Raw genomic sequence first — 20,548 nt, 5'->3', positions numbered from 1 at the left:
CCAAAGGGTGCAAGATTAGCGCAGTTGGTATTTCTCGATCCGGTAGCGAACTTTTTCCCGCGTGGTTTTCAGGATACGCGCCGCCTCCATTACGTTGCCCTTGCATATCTCCAGCATCCTGCGCACGATCTCGCTTTCCATGTCTTCCAGTCCCATGCTGCCGTCAGTGGGGAATTGCAAATCCAGGCGCGTATCGCCCCCGGCCGCACCTGGCTTTGCCGGCATAGCGTTAGGCTGAAAATCGGCAATGACCGCGCCGCCGGAAAGGCCTTCGTTGGGTAACCACTGTTCCGGCAAGTTCTGGGACGCCGACAAAATCACACTCCGTTCCAGGACGTTGCGCAATTCTCTGACATTGCCGGGCCAACTGTAACTCTTCAGCAACTGCCACGCTCTGGCCGAGACCTGGCCGACTTTTTTGCCGGCCTGCAAATTGAATTCGGCGATTAGCGCCGGCACCAAGTCGTCCAGGTCGTCGATGCGTTCGCGCAGGCTGGGCAGACGCAATTCGAACACGCTTAAACGGTAGTACAGATCGGAGCGGAAACTGCCGTTTTTGACTTCGTCCTGCAAATTCCGGTTGGTGGCGGCGATGATACGGATATCGACGCTAATTTCCTTCTCGGCACCCAGGCGGCGTAATTTGCGATCTTCCAGCACCTTGAGCAATTTGGCCTGCAAATCCAGCGGCATTTCGCCGATTTCGTCCAAAAACAAAGTGCCGCGATTCGCTTGTTCGATCAAGCCGCGATGCCGGGCTTTGGCGCCGGTAAATGCGCCGGCTTCGTGGCCGAACAATTCCGACTCCAGCAAATCCTTGGGCAACGCCGCACAATTTAACTCGATCAGCGGTTCCTTGGCCCGCTCGCTGTTGTAGTGCAGAATTCTGGCGGCCAGCCCTTTGCCGGTGCCGGTTTCGCCGGTCAGAATCAAGGCGCTGTAAGGCGCTTGACTGAGTTGGCGCAGCATATCTCCGGTTTGCCGGGCGACAGTGCTGCTGCCGATAAAGGTGTCCGGCGCATACCGCTTGCCGGCGTTGACCGATTCGGTGGATATGCGCCGCTGCGCCTTGGCGCTACGCAATGCGCTGCGTACCACCATATCCAACTGTTCCTGGACGCAAGGCTTAATCAAAAAATCGAATGCCCCCAGCCGCAATGCCCTTACCGAGTCCGGCACGTCACCGTAACCGGTCAGAAACACCCATTCGCAATCGGAAATGTTGCCGCGAGTCTCTTCCAACAGGTCCAGGCCGCTACCGTCCGGCAAGCTCAAGTCGGACAAGATTAAGGCCGGCCGCAGATCGGGGTTATAAAGTATCGCGCGCGCCTGCCGGCAATCGGCCGCCCACAGCGTTTCGAACCCCAGACGCGCGTAATAGCGCTGCAATTCCGTACCCAGTAAGACTTCGTCTTCGATGATTAAAATGGTGTCATTCATGGTGTGGAGTGATGCAGTTGAGGATAATTTCGACGCAGGCGCCGCGTGGCTGCCGGTTGTAAAGTTTGATTTCGCCTTCGAGGTTACGGACGAAGCGCCTGACCATGGACAGTCCCAGGCCGGTGCCGTCCGCCCGCTGGCTGACGAAATCGCGGATGCCGTTTTCCAGAAACTCTTGGGGAAAACCGTGGCCGTCGTCGCACAACGACAACGTCATGCGGCGGCCGTCGGTCACGGCCGAAATGCCAATTTTACCGCTATTGCCGTCCATTGCCTGCTGCGCATTCAGTATCAGATTCAGTAAGGCTTGGCGGAACTCGGTATCGGGTAAGCGGCATACCAGACCCGGGCAACCCTGGTATTCCAAACTTATGGATTTCGGTAGCTGGTAACGAGCCAACATCAATAACTCGCTGACAGCTTGGTCGACCAAAATTGCCCTGAGCGGCTCCGGCTCGTGGCTGGCGCCTTGCAAACAGTGGTTAAGAGTGCCGATGATGCGCTCGATTTCATTGATCACCAGCCCGATGCGCTGGGCGGCATCGGGTTGCACCTCGCCGGTTTGTAATTGGTTTTGCAGATTGATGCAAGCCATCTTGATTCCGGCCAACGGGTTACGCAATTCGTGTACCAGGCGGGCGCCGATCTCGCCCAACGCGGCGAATCGCTCGGTTTGCGCCAGATTGCGTTGCTGGGCAATCAAGGTGCCCGCAGCTTGCTCGACCAAGGTCTCCAAATTCTGCCGGTTTTGGAGATGCTCCACCTCCAATTCCGAGAGACGCACCACCATACTGTTGTAGTTAGCGAAAATCGGCGCAAACGCGGGATCGATCCGGTCCAGCGAAATTTGATGATAGTGGCGTTCGCCGAGCAATTCCATCATATAGCCCATTTGTTGCAAGGGCTGAAATATTCGCCGGCGCATCAGATAAAACAACAAGACTGCACTCAGCGGCAAGGTTAACGTGATTGCGATACCCAATTCCACCTCGAATTTGGCCGCCGCTGCGATCGATTCCGTCAACACGCCGTGGGCGGCCGCTTCGTCGCGAAAAATGCCGCGTAGTATTTTCAGCGTCTGTAACAAGCGTTGCTGCGGCTCCGGTGTTGAAAAGGTCAGCGCTTGCCACGCAGCGCGCAGGCCGTCCGGCGTGTTCGCCGCCAAGTGGTTACCGCGCTGCAACAACTCCTGCAAATAGTGCTGCAAGCGAAGTTGGATGGCTGGGTCGACCGCGGCGTCTTGCCTGTCGATTCGGGCCAGACTTTCCTCGGTATCGAACAATGCGTTCTGCAACCGCTCCAAATGGGCGATATGCTTGGGCAGCGGCAAAATTCGCTGGTAAGACTGCCACGCCATCGCCAATTGAATCATCAGCGAAATCATCAATAAGCCGCTCAGTAACGCAACGGTGATCCAAATCGGTAGATTGGCTTCGCGCCGGTCTGCCCGCATGCACTGCCCTCCGCAAAGTAGCGTTTGTGCTGCCGCCATTACTCGGCTCGAAGTTGAACCGGCGGCAGCGGCGAGATTTAGGTTTAGTTACGCAAAATGAATGCCGCTCCCGATAAATATAAATTTGCCGGATTGCAGCTGGCATAGCCCCATTGCCACAGTGTCTATCAAAAATAGAACGGGCCGATTGGGGAAAATTACCGCTAGCGTGGTTGATATTCACCACTAGGTTACGGATCAACGCACCGTTGGCTGGAAATGCGGCAAGGCTACTCGGCGGCATCGTCGGCCACGCGCGCGGCAATCGCCTGATCCAGGCTTCTCGCCAGATAGTGGTACAACAACAGCATCGCTGCGGCCGAGGCAATCGTTACCGCTACGTAGTGTTCCATGTACGCCACCATGATCAGGTTGAAGCCGAGAAAGATACCCAGCAGCCGAAACAACCAACCGGTGGTGATACCGGCCAGAAATGTCCCTAAAGCCAGTAACAACAACAAGATCAAACCGGTCGCCTGATTGTCCAGACTGCCGATTTCGCGCAACTTGAACGCCATAAAAAACGCGGCCAACACGCCCAACCAATGCTGGGTTTGCCAAAGCAGAATATCCCGCAACGACTTGCCGCTATGGAGAATGGCTTGCCATTCCAGGAAAATACAGGCGGCGAAATACACCGGAACCATCCCCATCCAATACCAGTGTGCCGGGGTCTCGAACGCATCGGCGATACCAACCCCCAGTATCGACAGAAAAATCAGCACCGCAAAAATATAAAAATCCAGGCGTAGCGTTTTTAAGCTTTTCACCACTGCCTTTTCCGATAAGTTAAATGGTAAGTTCATGATGTTCTCCTGATGTTGACAAATTCGTTGTGTCGTCAACCTGCGATATTTGTGCCAGTAGCCGGCACATCTCTGCAATCCGCATGCTCCAATCTGCTTGGCATTCAGACTTGGCATGGAGATTTCTTGTAAAACCACAAACCGTCCGCACTACGACTGGTTCGATACAGGAGAATGAAAATGAAGAGCAAACACTATTTTGCCGCGATGTTGGCAACCCTTTTGTACTCAGCGAATGGCCTGGCAGCCGATACCAACGCTATCCCGTTCGATCAGTTACCCGAACCGGTACAGCAAACCGTATTGGGCATAATCGACCGGACCCAGATCAGTAAAATCAGCCGCATCAGCGATAACAATCTGCTCAGGTTCGAGATCGAAGCCGATAAAACCGAGAACAATCAGGAATTGATGACCTGGGATATCGTCGTTGCCGCCAACGGCAAATTGATGAAATTAAGCAAGGAAGTGCCCTATTTCGCGCTGAGTTATCCGCAAATGCAGACCATAGAAGCGAAGTATCCGGGAATCAAAGTTACCGAGACCGAATCGGTGAATCTGCATTTTTACGATGTCATCGGCGACATCAACGGCCGCCCGGTCAAATTCAAACTCTACGAAGACGGTTTTATCGAAGAGCAACCCTAATCCCGAGGAACAGACCATGCCGGAACCGAAAAACTGCCATTTACCGATTAAAACCTTGCTACTCGGCAGCGTGTTTGCCGGCCTGATCTATTTTTTTCATCCGGAAGTCGGCCGGGTCAGCTTATTGGTGGATGGCCAACCGGTCGCCGACCCGCTATTCCGGCTAGCGGCGGTGCCGATCCTGCTCGTGGTCACGGGCCTGATCGCTGCGCTGGCACTAATAGCGCTGCTCGGTATGGGTATGATGATTTTTTTCGCCGTATTGGGATTTTCCGCAATTGGCATTTTGCTGCTCGCCCCCTATTCCTGGCCGATCTTGCTACTGTTCTGTTTGATGCTGCTAGCGATGTCGTGGCGCGGCAAAGAAGACGAAGGCGGCTAATCTCAGTTGGTTATGAGCAAGGCCGAAGCGGTAAGCCAGGATAAGCGGGCGGGCTTCTGGGGATTTAAAACTTGCCAGAATTGCTTCCGCTTATCCCAACTAACGGGGCTTCACCGCAAAATCAAGCTGTTTGCTCGGTGCGTATATTGGCCGAGACCGACTACTCCTCTTCATCCTCCACCGTCGGCGGCTCGATTAACTCGCGGTCGAAATTTTTTTCCATAGTCGTCGACTTGTACCCTTGAAAAGGATTGGCGACAGCTTCCAACGAAAATGGCAATGCCGAAATTAATATCAAGGCGGTGTATTTCGCAATATTGTGAATTGGGTTTTTCATCGCTTACTCCTTTAACTGGCTTACGGAATCGAGCCTTTCATTTCAGTTTCGAATTCGGCTCTGATTACATTGCAGCTATTTCCATGCCAACGCTTACTAAAGCCGGAAACGCTAAGCCATGGCTCCTATCTCCTGACGCCAATTACAGTATCTGAACGACGCGCCGGGGCCGGTAATCACCCGGATTCGCAAATATCCAAGTCCGGAGCTTTATCAAAGAAACCGAACATATCGCGACGGTGCCAACCCACATCCCTGCTCTCCGTTTGTTAGACAAGTGGGCAATATTCCCCGAATTAACGAATGCAATTGGGTAATTTTACCCACCCGCCAAATACAGCATTACAAATCACTGATTTAAAACAATAAAAATGTGGCACCAAGCTTGCAGAGCCTTAACAAAGAGTGTTGCCATCCGGATGAGTGTGGCTGTTATCGACGTCAGACAACAGGTTTACCCGGACAGGTATTCAATGATTTACCACCGCTGCAGAAAAATTCGATTGTGAAAAATGGATTATTTCGAATTTCCGTATCGGTATAGCCGTTAAAAGTACGGCCAATTCAATTTTTTTAAGGTTTTACCGAAATTACCCATGAGACAACTCCCATGACAAATAAAACTCATGTCTTACTGAGCCTACTTGCAATTCTATTAACCGCCTGCCACCCGGAGGATACTGATTCTCACGCAGAAAAACCTAAATTGGAGGCAACGACTCCAATCCGGGAAAGCACGTCAGTTACCAAGGAATACGTATGCCAGATCCACGCCTTCCGCCATATCGAAGTTCGCGCCTTGGAACGGGGTTATCTGCAGAATATCTTCGTCGACGAAGGCCAATTGGTCCGCCAAGGCCAACCGATGTTCAAGATCATGCCCAATATTTACCAAGCCGAATTGTTAAAGGCTCAGGCAGAAGCCAATAACATGAATATCGAATATCTGAATACTAAAGGGTTAGCCGACCAAAAAATCGTTTCGCCCAACGAATTGGCTCTCGCTAAAGCCAAATTAGACAAGGCCAACGCCGAAGTGAAACTGGCGGAAACCCATTTAGGATTTACCAATATCAACGCACCGTTCGAAGGGATTATGGATCATTTGAATGTCCGAAACGGCAGTTTAGTCGAGGACGGCGCTTTATTAACCACCTTATCCGACATTAGTAAGCTGTGGGTGTATTTCAATGTGCCGGAAGCCGAGTATCTGGATTTCAAAACCCATAAAAATGACGAGACTATCGCCAAAGTCAAATTAAGAATGGCTAACGGCCAAATTTACAACCAGGACGGCGTGATCGAAACCATAGAAGCCGATTTCGACAATACCGCCGGCAATATCGAATTCCGTGCCACCTTTGCCAACCCTGACAAACTACTCCGCCACGGCGAAACCGGCACCATATTAATGAAAAAGCCCTATAAAAACGCCCTATTAATCCCGCAAAAAGCCACTTTCGAAATTCTGGATAAAACCTACGTTTACGTCGTCAACGGCGACGGTAAACTCGAGCAAAGATTAATTAATATCGAAGCCGAATTACCGCATATATTCATTATCAAAAACGGCTTGAAAGACGGCGAAAAAATATTGTTGGAAGGTTTAAGAAAAGTCCATGCCGGCGATCAAGTCGAACTCAACTTATTGCCGCCGGAAAAAGCGTTCGCCGAACTGCAGTTATACACCGAATAATGCCTTAGCCAGGGAATTACTATGTTTAGCATATTCATTAAAAGACCGGTCATGGCGATCGTGTTGTCGCTCAGCTTTCTGTTCATGGGCTTTTTGGCAATCCGTACCCTGCCCGTTTCGCAATTTCCGGATATCGCCCCGCCGCGGGTAACGATTTCCTTGTCCTTCCCCGGTTCCAGCGCAGACGTACTGGTCAAATCCTCGCTGATTACCATCGAGCGCGCCATCAATGGCGTACCCGGCATGAAGTACATCGTCTCGGACGCCACCAGCGCCGGCGAGGCCACGATACAGGTCTTGTTCGAGTTAGGCGTCGATCCGAATATCGCCATGGTCAACGTTAAGACCCGCGTGGATCAAGTGATGAGCCGCTTGCCGAATCTGGTGCGCCTGGAAGGCGTGGTGGTCAACTTCGTCCAGCCCAGCATGTTGATGTACGTCAACCTCTACAGTAAGGATAAGAACGCCGACCAGAAATTCCTGTTCAACTACGCCTACGTCAACGTCATCCCGGAAATCCAGCGCATCTACGGCATCGCCCAAGCGCAAATCCTCGGCGCCCGCCAATACGCGATGCGGATTTGGTTGAACCCGGACCGGATGAGGGCCTATAGCGTTTCGACCGAAGAAGTCATGGACGCGATCGCCAAGCAAAGCATCATCGGCCGGCCCGGCCGCATCGGCCAAAGTACCGGCATGGCGGCACAATCCAAGGAATATGTATTGATTTACCAGGGCTGGTACAACACACCGGAACAGTACGCCGACATCATCATCCGCGCCAACTCGGACGGCGAAATCTTGCGTTTAAAAGACATCGCCAAGGTTGATCTGGATAGCGAGTTTTACAACATTTATTCAGACAAGGACTCTTTCCCGTCCGCATCCATCGTCCTGAAACAAAACTACGGTACCAACGCCACCAAGGTCATCGAAGACGTCAAGGCCAAATTGGAGGAATTGAAAAAATCCTTCCCGGAAGGCATGGACTACGAGATCAACTACGACGTGTCGCGCTTCGTCGAAGCCTCGATTCATAAAGTGTTGCACACCTTAGGCGAAGCCTTCGTATTGGTGACCTTGGTGGTGTTCCTGTTCCTCGGCGACTGGCGCTCGACCTTGATTCCGATTCTGGCGGTGCCGGTGTCGTTGATCGGTTCGTTCGCGGTGATGTCAGCCTTCGGTTTGTCGATCAACTTGATCACGCTCTTTGCGTTGGTGCTGGCGATCGGCGTGGTGGTCGACGATGCCATCGTCGTGGTCGAAGCGGTGCATGCCAAAATGGAAGCCGAACACCTCAGCCCTTATACCGCCTCGCGGCAGGTCTTGGGCGAAATCGGCGGCGCCATCGTCGCGATCACCTTGGTGATGGTGTCGGTATTTGTACCCATCGCCTTCATGAACGGCCCAGTCGGGGTGTTTTACCGGCAGTTCTCGATTGCGATGGCCTCCTCCATCGTCATCTCTGCTGTCGTCGCCCTGTCGTTGGCGCCGGTATTGTGCGCGATGATCTTGAAAAACAACCACGACCAGCCGAAGCGTAAAACCCCGATCACGTTGTTCATTGCCGGATTCAACTATCTGTTCGAAAAAGTCACCGGACGTTACGTCAAACTATTGGATGTGGTGGTCACCCGTCGCATCGTTACCGTTGCAGTCTTGGCGGCATTCAGTTTTGGGATCTTTACCGTCGACAAGACCTTGCCGGCCGGCTTCATCCCCGGCGAAGACCAGGGCATGATCTACGCAATCATCCAAACACCGCCCGGTTCAACCATCGAGGTCACCAACAAAGTGGCGCGGCAACTGGAAGAAGTTGCCGAAAAAATCGACGGCGTGCAGTCGGTATCGTCCTTGGCCGGCTACGAGGTATTGACCGAAGGCCGCGGTTCCAACGCCGGTACCTGCATCATCAACCTGAAGGACTGGAGCGAGCGCAAGGTTTCGGTGCAGGACGTGATTCGGCAATTGGAAGAAAAAACCCACGACTTCGGCGCGGTGATCGAATTCTTCCAGCCGCCGGCAGTACCCGGCTACGGCGCCGCATCGGGCTTGGCCTTCCGCCTATTGGACAAAACTACCGGCACCGATTACTTCCAGTTCGACAAACTCAACCAGGAGTTCATGGCCGCCTTGCGTAAACGCCCGGAGTTGACCGGCTTGTTCACCTTTTATGCCGCCAACTACCCGCAATACGAGTTGAAAATCGACAATAAACTGGCGATGCAAAAAGGCGTGAATATCGACAAGGCCATGGAAAATCTGGACATCATGATCGGCAGTACCTATGAACAAGGCTTTATTCGCTTCAACAACTTTTTCAAGGTCTACGTGCAAGCCTTGCCGGAGTTTCGCCGCTTTCCCACCGACGTATTGAATTACTACGTGAAAAACGACGCTGGCGAAATGGTGCCGTACTCGGCCTTCATGACCGTCGTTCCGCAACAAGGTCCGAATGAGCTGACCCGCTACAACCTGTATAACTCGGCGGCGATCCGCGCCGAACCGGCGCCCGGTTATACCAGCGGCGACGCGATCAATGCGATCAAGGACGTTGCCAAAGCGACTTTGCCACAGGGCTTCGATGTAGCCTGGGAAGGCTTGTCCTTCGACGAAGCGGCGCGCGGCAACGAGGCGCTGGTGATCTTCGTCGTGGTGTTGGTGTTCGTCTATCTGGTATTGGCAGCCCAGTACGAAAGTTTTGTGTTGCCTTTGGTGGTGATTTGTTCCTTGCCGGCAGGTATTTTCGGCTCCTTCCTATTACTAAAAACCATGGGCTTGGCCAACGACGTCTACTCCCAAGTGGGTTTGGTGATGCTGGTCGGCTTGCTCGGTAAAAACGCCGTATTGATCGTCGAATACGCGGTGCAACGTCAGGAACAAGGTTTATCAGTGCGGGAAGCGGCCATCGAAGCCGCCAAAGCGCGGTTCCGGCCGATTCTGATGACCTCGTTTGCCTTCATCGCCGGTCTGGTGCCGCTAGCCTTCGCCACCGGCGCCGGCGCGGTCGGCAACCGCACCATCGGCACGTCCGCTTTGGGCGGGATGCTATTCGGCACCCTGTTCGGCGTGGTGCTGATTCCAGGGCTGTATTACATCTTCGCGAAATTGATCGAAGGCAAACGCATGATCAAACACGAAGACGTCAATCCCTTCACCGAAACCTATCATTACGGTACCCAAGATGCTGACGAATAAAATCAATGTTTTGCTAGTAACAGCCTTGGCAACGGCTATGTTGCAAGCCTGCGGTATTCCGGACATGACCAAAAAAACCGCCGATACCCAATTGCCCGAGCAGTTCAAAACCGGTGTCAACGAACAAACCAGTTCCGCCAACGTGAAATGGCAGGAATTTTTCGACGATCCAAATCTGCGCAGTTTGATTGACACCGCCGTCGCGAATAACAAGGAAATCAACATCGCGCTGCAGCGGATCAGCATGGCCGAGAACGAAATCCAGGCGCGCAAAGGCGAATACTTGCCCTTCGTGACATTCGGCGCCTCGGCGGGTGGCGAGAAGACCGCGCAATACACCCGCAACGGTGCGGTCGAGGACAATCTGACCCTCGGCAAAGGCCAGTCATTCCCGGCCTTCCTCGGCGACTACCAGTTCGGCTTATTCTCGACCTGGGAAATCGACATCTGGAAAAAACTCAGAAACGCCACCCAGGTGTCGGTTTACGAATACATGGCATCCGCTGAAGGCCGGAATTTCTTGGTGACTAACCTGGTCGCCGAAGTCGCACATTCGTATTACGAATTGCTGGCCTTGGATAACCAGTTGGATAACTTGCGGCAGAATATCGCGATTCAGCAAAACGGCTTGTTAGTGGTCAGACAATTGCAAAACTTCGCCAGAACCACCGCATTGGCCGTTAAGCGTTACGAAGCCGAGGTGGCAAAAAACCAGGCTCGGCAATACGAGATCGAACAGCAAATCACGGTGGTCGAGAACCGGATCAATACCCTGCTGGGTAGAACGCCGCAACCGATAGCACGCACGTCAAATGGCTTTATGGATATTAAACCCAAAGCCTTGAGTGTCGGTGTGCCTTCCGAGCTATTGCAAAACCGCCCCGACATCCGCAAGGCGGAATTGGAGTTAAAGGCCGCCGATTTGAACATCGACGTGGCCAGGGCCAATTTCTACCCGTCGTTCGGCATCAAAGCCGGTGTCGGCTTCCAAGCGTTTGCATTGAAATACCTGATCAATACCCCTGAATCGTTGGCGGCGATGGTGGCGGGAGAATTGGTAGCGCCGCTGGTCAACAAAAATGCGATTACCGCCGAATACAAAAACGCCAACGCCAAGCAGGTACAGGCTGCCTACGACTACGAGCAAAGCATCATCAACGCCTACGCCGAAGTCGCCAATCAAATGTCCAATATCGACAAGCTGGACAAAAACTATCAGTTAAAACGCCAGCAAGTGGATTCCTTGGTGAAATCGATCGAAGTCGCCAATCAGTTGTTCATATCGGCCCGAGCCGATTATCTGGAGGTATTGCTGACCCAACGCGATGCCTTGGAAGCGAAAAAGGAACTGATCGAAACCAAGCAAAAGCAGATTAGCGCTACAGTCGATCTTTACAAAGCACTTGGCGGTGGCTGGCAATCATAGCAAAAAGTCAAAAAAATACATTGGGCCATAAAAATATTTAAAATACGCAATGAAAAACAATAAAAACGACCTATCACATCACATTTTGCCTAATTCCGCGACCATGGTGGGCGTTTGTATTATGGTCATTAGCATTGTCAAAAGTCAGCCCTCAGACATGGTGAGTTACCTTATTGACAAGGCTTTGGCAATTGATAGCTTATTGTTCACAATCAGTGCGCTTCTGTCATTTTTATCAATTCGTCTCGAGAAATCTAGCGAAGGATTTGAACGCTGGGCAGAATTCATTTTTATAATAGGATTGGTCTCAATGATGTTAATCGCAGTGATTTTGTCGTTTGAAATTGTTTAATTTTAATTTTTCTATCCAAATATTAATCTTTATTCAATGGACACATTAGTAGATATTCCGACAGTCACTCATGTCATTCAACAAGCATTAACCCCTGTCTTTTTACTCGGCGGTGTAGGTACTCTCTTAAATGTGCTTACTGGGCGTTTAGCCCGCATAGTCGACAGGTTTCGTTTTTTGAGTGAAAAGAATGCTGGTCATCATGACGAATACTTGACCTTACCTACTCGTGTTAGATTGATCCATAAGGCTATTTCATTCTGCTGCGTGTGCGCCTTGCTTGTTTGCATGTCGATTGTAATCTTATTTGTGGGGGCTGAATTGGAATTAAATATCTCAAGAATAACTTCTCTGCTATTCGTTGCCGCAATGTTAACTTTAACCGCTGGAATAACCTGCTTTTTACGGGAAATTGCGCTAGCAACCAAAAACATGGAGACAATTATACTCATAAAAAATTAACGTAGCCTTTAAGCTCTAATCATCTGCAGCAGAGCACTTTTGATGTTTTCAGGGAAAATAATGCAATACAATAACACCAACAAAGGCAACAAAGCTTACATTACTATAACCAGCCGATTCTTTATTTCAGTCGTCAGCCTGGCCGTATTTTCAGCAATTGTGTCCTCTATTTTTGCAGCATTTGATTATTTTATGACCGATAAAAATGATTTTGATCTAATTGAGGATATATTAGACGGTATTGCAACGATACTAATAGCCTATGGAGTCGCATTGGAAGAACGGGAATCTATTATGGAAGTCTTTCGTCTTTATCCTGCAATGCGCGACGAAATCCAACAACGAATTGATAAATATTGTCACTTCTATGGATTAGGCATCCTGCTCTATGGGTTATTTATCGAAATACTGGTTGAGGTATTGAAAATACCCATGAATATATTAAATATCGAGATTCATGAGTATACATTGTTAGGCATCGGCATTGTATTCTTGCCCTTGTCGGCATTTTGCCTTATCAGACATGTGTTTTTATTAGTAACCTTACCAAAAACGGTTTAGAAGATCTCTCAATTTTTCATCTATCTGCGAACGCGATGAAACGAATGGTTCATCTGGTCGGATTCTTTTTAGTGACATCGGTCATTGTCGTCTCGGTATGGTTGATTCCAATTTCGAATTATTTTGGCAATTACTTGCTTTGGAGGGTGTCCAGCAACGCAAAAGCCATCGGCGGCGACATCGAAAATCAAGGCGCCCATATTCGCTATGTCGCGTATGGCCTAGGCGAGCCCGTTTTACTGTTACATGGGGGTTTGAGCAACAAACTTAGCTGGTTTTCTCAGATACCCTGGTTAGTGCAATCCGGTCGACGGGTGATATTGATTGATACTCGTGGCCACGGTGAATCCACGTCAGGCGATTCAGCGATGAGCTATCAGCTATTTGCACAAGATACTTTGATGGTTTTGGACCGTCTTGGCATTCAACGTACTGATATTGTCGGCTGGAGTGATGGCGGCATTATCGGCTTGTTGCTCGCGCTGAATGCCCCACAGCGGGTTGGTAAACTCGTCGCCATCAGTGCCAATTTCCACCCGTCGGGTTTGATTCAGGATGCCGACAACACTCAACGTGATGCACTAATGCATAAAATCATCGATTGGGCACGAAGCTGGTGGTCCGGTGCAGGCGAAAATCACCCTGCTCTGGAAGCGGAAATCAAAGCCCTGTGGCGGACAGCGCCGCAACTCAATCATGCCGACTTAAAAGCGATTACCGCACCGACCTTAGTGATCACAGGCGAAAACGACATTATCGACTTGCCGCATTCGGGTGAACTGGCACAAATGCTGGCAAACGCAAAAATAGAAATTGTTTTAGGTGCGGGGCACGCCGCCCCTATAACCCATGCTCGGCAAGTCAATGCCTTGATTGCATCATTCCTGGACATAGCAAACTAAATGAATAGCTCTTCACCTACGCCAAAATCGCGCTCATGGATTAAACGCAAAGTTCTATGGCTGTCGTTGTTGCTGTCAATCCTGGTGGCAGTGGCTATTTGGTTTTCACCTGACGTTAAGCCACCGGTTGTTAACCAGCAATTGGCGAATGAAAACCTCGGTGAGGTCACCGTTGCCAAACCGCTTTGGGGATCGCAAGGAGCGGCACTTGTCGTTATCGAAAGCCAAAATTTTCCAGCCAAGGCCTTGGCGCAGCGTCTGGCTTCTTTAGGCGTTACCGCCGCGATCATTGATGATGGCCACCTTTTTAAAGGCCTTCATGCCGCAAACCAACACTGTCTGGATAGCCAAAGTGTGGCGACGTCCCTAAATGCTCTGCTAAAACAACTGCGAATACCCTCTGCAAGCCGCGTGGTGGTCGCCGGTATTGGCCAAGGGGCATTGATTCCGTTTCTCAACGCGCAGACTCCTGCCAACCCTCAAGCCCATAACCTGTCTATCGGCTTTTCCGTTGAGTTACCGGCAGATTTAACGTTGTGTCCGCCATTTGTTGGCACGCTGCAAACTCAACGACAACAGTTGGTCTCTGCACCGACTCCCAAAGCACCTTGGCGTTCGGTTTGGACCGATCAACCAGCCGACGATACCGCTGTATTCATTCGAACATTGGGGCATGTCGATACCCGAATCGCGGCCTACGACACTCCAGTGGATGAATTGTTGATCGAGGAAATCAAAGCCGTCGTTGGCGCAAATAATCAAATAGCCCCACCGATGCCAGTGGTGGAAGTCCCCGCGTCCAAGCCCGGTGACAGCGTCACGTTGTTCTACTCCGGCGACGGCGGCTGGCGCGATCTGGATAGAACCGTGGCTGGCGAAATGGCGGCGCAAAATTATCCGGTGGTCGGCGTCGATGTGTTGCGCTATTTCTGGACGCACAAAACGCCAGAGCAAGCCGCTACCGATCTGGCTGCCACGATGACTTACTATCGGAAGCATTGGAACGTGAAATCCTTCGTGTTAGCGGGTTATTCATTCGGTGCCGACATTTTGCCGCCCATTTACAATCGCTTACAGAAAGCAGACCAGGACGATGTGAAACTACTGGTGCTTTTGGCGTTGGCCAAGGAAGCCGATTTTGAAATCCACGTCTCCGGCTGGTTAGGTCAAAGTGGCGGTGAACACATGCTGGCTCCGGAACTGGTGCAGATGCCTAAAAACAAGATTTTGTGTATTTATGGCAAAGAGGAAAAAGCCGATACTGCCTGTACCACGTTGGCAAATAGTGATGCCACCATTCTGGAATTGCCTGGCGGCCACCATTTCGATCAGGATTACCCGAAACTTACCCGGCAAATACTTGATGTCTATCGGCAGCATGGTATCCAATAATTTTTCAATCCTCTTCATTCACCCATGATCAGCGAAAACCTGAATCGATTACCGCAGCTCATCAGCCACTGGTTACCGCTGATTTTATTTGCCGTTGCGCTTTATATTGTCCATAACCAGTTGGCCGTTCATGACCTCAGCGACATTTTGGGTACGCTGAAAACCACGCCAATCAGCATCGTGATGGCTGCATTACTACTCACGGTGATCAATTATTTGGTACTAGCGGGTTATGACTGGCTGGCGCTGCGTTTTACCGGTCACACCCAAATTCCATGGCTGAAAATGACCGCCGCAGCCTTGTTGAGTTATGCCATCAGCAATAATACCGGTCATGCCTGGGCTGCGGGAGGTTCGATTCGCTACCGGTTTTATTCCAAATGGGGGGTGCCTGGCTGGGATATTTTAAAAATTTCCCTGTTTCAAACACTCACCTATCTTTTAGGCGCATTGACTTTAGGTCTGCTCGGCAGTTTGGTCCTGCCGCACTATTTGTCCAGCACCATTCAGGAGCCGTCGGCGATTCATTGGGTCAGCCTGATTTGCGCGGTGAGCTTACTGTGTTATTGGGCTGGGGTTTTCTTGGGGCGTAAACCATTACTCATTAAAGGCTTCGAACTGCATTTGCCCTCGCCTCTTATGGCGCTTGGGCAAACGTTGGTTGCCAGCATCGATGTAGTACTATCGTCCATTGTGTTGTGGGCTTTGTTATCAAATCAGGTAGACATCGATTTTGGTGCGTTTTTGGTGATCTTTGTCGTCGCTCAGGTGGTTGGCGTCATTAGCCAGGTACCTGGTGGTATTGGCGTTTTTGAAGGCGCGTTTTTATGGCTGATGGCGGACATTGAAGCGAAGGATCAACATTTAATCCTGATCAGCGCCTTACTGTTGTATCGGGTCATTTATTATTTCGTTCCCTTGTTGTTGGCCGGCGCTGGTCTGCTCGGTTACGAGCTTCAGAGTCGACGGGACTTGATGGCCGAAAGTAGCCGAGTGATAGGCAAGATTCTATCGGCCATTGTTCCACAACTTTATTCCCTGCTTTTACTAATGGCTGGCGGCGTATTGATCGTTTCAGGTTCCATGCCGGCCAATTCGGAGTCTATGGCATGGCTGAGCGATTTGATTCCGCTGTCCATAGTCGAGTTTTCCCATCTGGCAGGCAGTTTGATTGGCTTGCTGTTGTTGTTTTTGGCGCGCGGCATTTGGTTAAGGATCGACGCAGCCTGGTTTGGCAGCCTGATTTTGTTAGGACTGGGCATCGTAGCCTCCTTGCTTAAGGGTTTCGACTGGCGTGAAGCCATGGTTTTGCTGACGATCACCCTATTGTTTTTACCCACGCACAGCCATTTTCAAAGACATTCGTCACTATTTCGCATGTCGCTTTCATCTAGCTGGCTGATGACGGTCCTAATAGTCTTGGTCGGTTCTATCTGGCTGGGCTTTTTTGCCTATCGCGACATCGAATACGCCCATGAACTGTGGTGGCAGTTTTCTTACGAAGACGATGCCCCGCGGTTTTTAAGGGCTTTGTTATTAATTACGGTCGCTTGCGTCTCGTATGGATTATCGCGCTTACTGAGCGTGGCCCCGCCACAATACTTACAAAAACCATCGCTTGACGAGATTGATGACGTGCAGCGCCTGCTGGAACATTGCGATGATACCCATGGATTTCTGGCGTTATTGGCGGATAAATATTTATTGTGGAACGAACAACGCAGCGCCTTCATCATGTACCAGACTACCACGCAGTTTTGGGTGGCAATGGGCGATCCCATAGGCGAACCGGCCGACATTGAAGATCTGCTATGGGAATTCCAGGAACAGGCTAACCAGCATGGCGCCAAAGCCGTCTTCTACCAAGTCAGTCCTGAGGTATTACCCCACTATCTCGATTTAGGTCTGTCTTTATTCAAACTGGGCGAAGAAGCGCATGTGGATTTGTCGACCTTCAGTCTGCAAGGCAAACAACGCGACTCCCAGCGCAGCGCCCGCAACAAGTTCAACAAAATGGATTATCGTTTTGAAATCATCAGCGGTGATGCTGTCGATGCGGCATTGCCGGTTTTACGGCGAATTTCAGATGCCTGGTTGGCAAACAAAAATACCCGGGAAAAAGGCTTCTCATTGGGATTCTTTGCAGAAACCTACATCCGCCGCACCGATATCGCGATCGTCAAAAACCCTGAGGGGCAGATCAAAGCCTTTGCCAATCTGTGGCAAACCGCCAACCAAAATGAGCTATCCATAGACCTGATGCGTTATGATCCGGATAGCCCACGCGGCATTATGGATTTTCTGTTCGCCGAATTGATGTTGTGGGGAAAATCGGAAAACTACCGCTGGTTTTCGCTAGGCATGGCCCCCTTGGCTGGATTGGAGCGCCGTCCGCTAGCACCACTGTGGCATAAGATTGGTACGACCATCTTTGACTTAGGTGACCACTTTTATAACTTTGAAGGGCTTTACGAATACAAAGCTAAATTTTCACCAGTCTGGAAGCCTCGTTATTTGGCGGCGCCGGCGGGTATTTCCGTGCCTTTTATCCTGATGTCCATCACCCGGCTGATTTCAGGTGGCTGGCAGGGTATATTCAGCAAGTAGCCATCTCGTCAAGCCAGCAAACGAGTAAACGCTTAAGCACTCTTACTCACAAGGTTTATGCTCATGTACTCAAAGCTCAAAGACGGGCACTTTATTTTGAGAAAGGTAATCCCAGGCGGACGCATCGACACGCGGGTTTAGCGATTTCATCCGGGTGTCGGTCAACTCAGTTTGCTCATCAACGGCGAGCCGGGAGCAATAATGAACTCTGGTGGTAGCCTCGAAAAACCTCTGATTTCAGCAAAAACCGCAATATGACTTATGGATTTTATTCTGGTGAAATTTAATTTTCGAGGTTCCCTAGTGTATGGCTGACTTGAATCAGGCGACCATGTGCTGTGTTTCTTCTGTTTTCTCCGGTTCAATGATTACAGCCATGGGCTTTGTTGCACAAATCCTGTGATAGCCAAACGTCCCCTCACCCCAAATCAGCTAGGCGGATTTAGGGCGGGGCAACGGTTATAGGTCTGCCCAGTTGGGTAAACCTATTGAGCAGTGCCGATCGAATTTGCAACTCAGCGACCTGGCTTTTGAAGAGTCGTGCCTTGACACCCTCTCCCAACAGTTTGAAACAGCGCATTTTGGTTTCGACCAAACTGCAACGATGATATCCACTCCATTTTTTCGGAAGGGGAGAATGGCCTGGGCCTCACGTTCTGCAGTCGCGGCAAGACTTGAGCATCGCCCACGCGATTGAAAGTCACCGTAATGCGGACTCACCGGTAGGCAACCGGTTCAACCGCCGCTCAACCGGTGCGGCAACCATTCGCAAAAGCACGTATCCAGTTCCGGCCCGCCGCCGCAGCGAAATGCCAGCGCTAAAACATGTTCCGGCCCCGGCAAGCTTTGCGCGAATTGCCAAGCACGGGAATCATCCGCGCTACCGGGACGGAAATGGATGGCCTCGTCTTCGCCAAAGACAAAACCAAAGCGGTCCAGCTCCTGTGACAGGCCGGTGCCCTGGGCTTTGATGTAGGCTTCCTTCAGGGTCCAGAACTTCAGAAATGCCCAATTCCGTTCCGCTGCCGGCAAACGCCAGAGATAATCGCGTTCGGCTGCAGTCAGCACCTGACCGGCCATCGCCGCCAGATCGCCCAAATCGCGCCCTGCTTCGACATCGATCCCGCAATCCACGCCACAATTGACCACCAGCGCCGCCAGTCCGCGCGCGTGGGACAGGTTGAAGCGGACATCGGCCATGCCCGGTTTGCGGACCAGTTCGGGGCGGCCGTAGCGATTGGCGGTAAACCGCAATTTGTCCGGCTCGGTATCCAGATAAGCGGCCAACACGAATCTGACCATGGCGTGTGCCACCAGATACAACTTTCGGTCGCGCTCGAAATGAAACTTTCGCCACTTTTCCAACTCGTCCGCGGCCAGCAGATTACGGCAGATTTCCAGTGCCTCGGGATCGGCGAAACGCTCGGTCCAGGCCAACCAGACTTGCGCCCTCCCCTGTGTCGGCGCCGGAACCGGCGGAAACCGTTGCCTTAAATCCGCGAAATTCGGCAGAGCGCCAGACCCTGCGTTATCGATGTTCATCAGCCGGCGCTCAGTCGAAGTAATATTTCACACCCAGGAAATAGATATTGTTCAGATATCCGCCGAACTCGGTATCGCTACCGCCCAGATTGAATACCAGATTGGCGGCCAGATTGACCTGTCCGAACAGGTTGTACTCGACAATCGGTACCAGTTGTGCGCCGCCGTCCTGCAGGTTTTGCGAATACAGCACATTAAGGCTGAGGTCTTCGACAATTTCGTGCACCCGGTAATTGGCATACAGGTAATGCTGATTCAGCGAACGGATCTGCACCGACGAGGCCTGGGCCAAGGTGCCGGCGGCCAAGCCTTGCAAATTGGGGTCTGCACCCAGCAGCAACCCGGCCGCGTTCTGGGTCATGCGCCGGTAAGCGGCACTGTCGGCATTGCTGTAACCTTCGTTGCTGTGACGGTATTCCAAATTCAATACGTCGCCGTTGTCGAAGGTATAGGAACCGCCGGCCAGGAAGTCCACGAACCAGCCACGGCCGTTGCCGTTCGGCGCCAATTCGTAGCCCAGCGGCGAGTCGGATGCATGCGGATACAAGCCGTAGCTTTTACCTTTCATGCCGACGTCGAAATACAGCAGCGTCGAATCGTTCAGCGTCCACTGGCCGAACATGCCGCCCTGCGGCAGGCCGTCGTTTTCGCGGTAGCCGGCTATCGCGCTCAGCGAATAATCGTCGCCGCGGTGGTCGTACTTCAGCGCCACGGCTTTCTTGAAATCCGGCGTTTCCAGCGTCGACCGGCCCCGAGCTACGCTGCCGATCAAGGCCAGCGTGTTGGAATAATCGTGAAAATACTGCAATTGCACGAAATCCTGGGCACCGGGTTCGATGAAGGGGTTGGTCTGGTTGCTGTTCGGGAAGAACGGGTTGGACGGTGAGGCGAACAACGACGGCCCCCAATACAACAGCTCGCGGCTGTAGGACAGGCTGAGATCGTCCGTCGCGTATTGCACCAGCCAATCCTGGAAATAATGCTCCCCCGCCACCACGTTACCGCCGTCGGCCTGATTGCTTAAAAAGTAACCGAAGCGCGGGCTGAGCTTGGCACTAAAGCCACCGTAGCGGGCGGTGAATTTCGAGCGCAGCCGGGTACCCTGCTGAAAGTTGTCCAGTTGCGCCAGTTGGTTGTCCGGATTCAGATTGCTGTTCTTGGCAATATCGTAAATCGCACCGAAGCTTTGCAGCATGAAGCTGTGTTCGAACTCGAATTTGTCGGCTGCGGCGGCGATGCCCGGCAGCGATACGGCCAGCAACGCCGGCCGTAAGCCGCGCAGAGCATTCCCCGAAACCATCGGCC

The 20,548-nt window shown here is 51.6% G+C and carries 17 protein-coding genes and 1 pseudogene; 11 read left to right on the top strand and 7 right to left on the bottom strand.

Annotated elements, in window-relative coordinates; genetic code table 11:
- Positions 1–15: 15 nt before the first annotated feature.
- The 3 genes from ACH518_RS11870 to ACH518_RS11860 all read right to left on the bottom strand — a co-directional run bounded on the left by ACH518_RS11870 (position 16) and on the right by ACH518_RS11860 (position 3,738).
- Positions 16–1,440, bottom strand: a complete 1,425-nt coding sequence (locus ACH518_RS11870) for a sigma-54-dependent transcriptional regulator (RefSeq protein ID WP_445370233.1) — start codon at positions 1,438–1,440, stop codon at positions 16–18.
- Complete coding sequence (locus tag ACH518_RS11865; protein ID WP_445370232.1) at positions 1,433–2,893, bottom strand: sensor histidine kinase; 1,461 nt, start codon at positions 2,891–2,893, stop codon at positions 1,433–1,435. The genes ACH518_RS11870 and ACH518_RS11865 overlap by 8 nt, the downstream gene beginning before the upstream one ends.
- A 269-nt stretch (positions 2,894–3,162) precedes the next feature.
- Complete coding sequence (locus tag ACH518_RS11860) at positions 3,163–3,738, bottom strand: hypothetical protein (protein ID WP_445370231.1); 576 nt, start codon at positions 3,736–3,738, stop codon at positions 3,163–3,165.
- A gap of 180 nt (positions 3,739–3,918) precedes the next feature.
- Here ACH518_RS11860 and ACH518_RS11855 point away from each other — a divergent pair, with 180 nt between their 5' ends.
- Both ACH518_RS11855 and ACH518_RS11850 read left to right on the top strand, forming a co-directional pair.
- On the top strand, positions 3,919–4,386 hold the full coding sequence (locus tag ACH518_RS11855) for a hypothetical protein (protein WP_445370230.1): 468 nt from the start codon (positions 3,919–3,921) through the stop codon (positions 4,384–4,386).
- A gap of 16 nt (positions 4,387–4,402) precedes the next feature.
- Positions 4,403–4,768: a hypothetical protein gene (locus ACH518_RS11850; RefSeq protein WP_445370229.1), complete on the top strand. Its 366-nt coding sequence runs from the start codon at positions 4,403–4,405 to the stop codon at positions 4,766–4,768.
- Between the two features lie 160 nt (positions 4,769–4,928).
- Here ACH518_RS11850 and ACH518_RS11845 read toward each other — a convergent pair whose 3' ends face one another.
- Entirely contained in the window at positions 4,929–5,105 is a 177-nt protein-coding gene (locus ACH518_RS11845; RefSeq protein WP_445370228.1) for a hypothetical protein, read from the bottom strand.
- A gap of 610 nt (positions 5,106–5,715) precedes the next feature.
- Between ACH518_RS11845 and ACH518_RS11840 the strand changes: the two genes are divergently transcribed.
- From ACH518_RS11840 to mprF, 9 genes are read left to right on the top strand one after another with little or no spacing between them, the layout of a single operon-like run.
- Positions 5,716–6,801, top strand: a complete 1,086-nt coding sequence (locus ACH518_RS11840) for an efflux RND transporter periplasmic adaptor subunit (protein WP_445370227.1) — start codon at positions 5,716–5,718, stop codon at positions 6,799–6,801.
- 21 nt (positions 6,802–6,822) lie between these two features.
- Positions 6,823–9,999 (top strand): efflux RND transporter permease subunit, encoded by a 3,177-nt coding sequence (locus ACH518_RS11835; protein ID WP_445370226.1) that lies wholly within the window; start codon positions 6,823–6,825, stop codon positions 9,997–9,999.
- Entirely contained in the window at positions 9,986–11,425 is a 1,440-nt protein-coding gene (locus ACH518_RS11830; RefSeq protein ID WP_445370225.1) for a TolC family protein, read from the top strand. The genes ACH518_RS11835 and ACH518_RS11830 overlap by 14 nt, the downstream gene beginning before the upstream one ends.
- A 49-nt stretch (positions 11,426–11,474) precedes the next feature.
- A complete protein-coding gene (locus ACH518_RS11825) occupies positions 11,475–11,777 on the top strand; it encodes a hypothetical protein (RefSeq protein WP_445370224.1) in 303 nt (100 codons plus the stop codon).
- 36 nt (positions 11,778–11,813) lie between these two features.
- Positions 11,814–12,239 (top strand): DUF2721 domain-containing protein, encoded by a 426-nt coding sequence (locus tag ACH518_RS11820; RefSeq protein WP_445370223.1) that lies wholly within the window; start codon positions 11,814–11,816, stop codon positions 12,237–12,239.
- Positions 12,240–12,299: 60 nt separating this feature from the next.
- Complete coding sequence (locus ACH518_RS11815; protein WP_445370222.1) at positions 12,300–12,800, top strand: hypothetical protein; 501 nt, start codon at positions 12,300–12,302, stop codon at positions 12,798–12,800.
- A 35-nt stretch (positions 12,801–12,835) separates the two neighbouring features.
- Positions 12,836–13,702: an alpha/beta fold hydrolase gene (locus tag ACH518_RS11810; RefSeq protein WP_445370221.1), complete on the top strand. Its 867-nt coding sequence runs from the start codon at positions 12,836–12,838 to the stop codon at positions 13,700–13,702.
- Entirely contained in the window at positions 13,703–15,094 is a 1,392-nt protein-coding gene (locus tag ACH518_RS11805) for a virulence factor family protein (protein WP_445370220.1), read from the top strand.
- 24 nt (positions 15,095–15,118) lie between these two features.
- Positions 15,119–17,701 carry a bifunctional lysylphosphatidylglycerol flippase/synthetase MprF gene (mprF, locus tag ACH518_RS11800; protein ID WP_445370219.1) on the top strand — a complete coding sequence of 861 codons (2,583 nt, stop codon included), beginning with the start codon at positions 15,119–15,121 and terminating at the stop codon, positions 17,699–17,701.
- A gap of 442 nt (positions 17,702–18,143) precedes the next feature.
- On the opposite strand, the pseudogene ACH518_RS11795 reads toward mprF, so the two are convergent.
- The 3 genes and pseudogenes from ACH518_RS11795 to ACH518_RS11785 all read right to left on the bottom strand — a co-directional run.
- A pseudogene (locus ACH518_RS11795) lies at positions 18,144–18,326 on the bottom strand (IS5/IS1182 family transposase); the annotation flags it as partial.
- 110 nt (positions 18,327–18,436) lie between these two features.
- Positions 18,437–19,243 (bottom strand): 4'-phosphopantetheinyl transferase family protein, encoded by an 807-nt coding sequence (locus ACH518_RS11790; RefSeq protein ID WP_445370218.1) that lies wholly within the window; start codon positions 19,241–19,243, stop codon positions 18,437–18,439.
- A gap of 10 nt (positions 19,244–19,253) precedes the next feature.
- The gene (locus ACH518_RS11785) at positions 19,254–20,543 is read right to left on the bottom strand and encodes a hypothetical protein (protein WP_445370217.1); all 1,290 of its coding nucleotides are present in this window, start codon (positions 20,541–20,543) and stop codon (positions 19,254–19,256) included.
- Positions 20,544–20,548: the final 5 nt, after the last annotated feature.

The organism is Methylomonas sp. HW2-6 (assembly GCF_052474525.1).
This window is presented reverse-complemented; position numbering and strand designations above follow the sequence as displayed.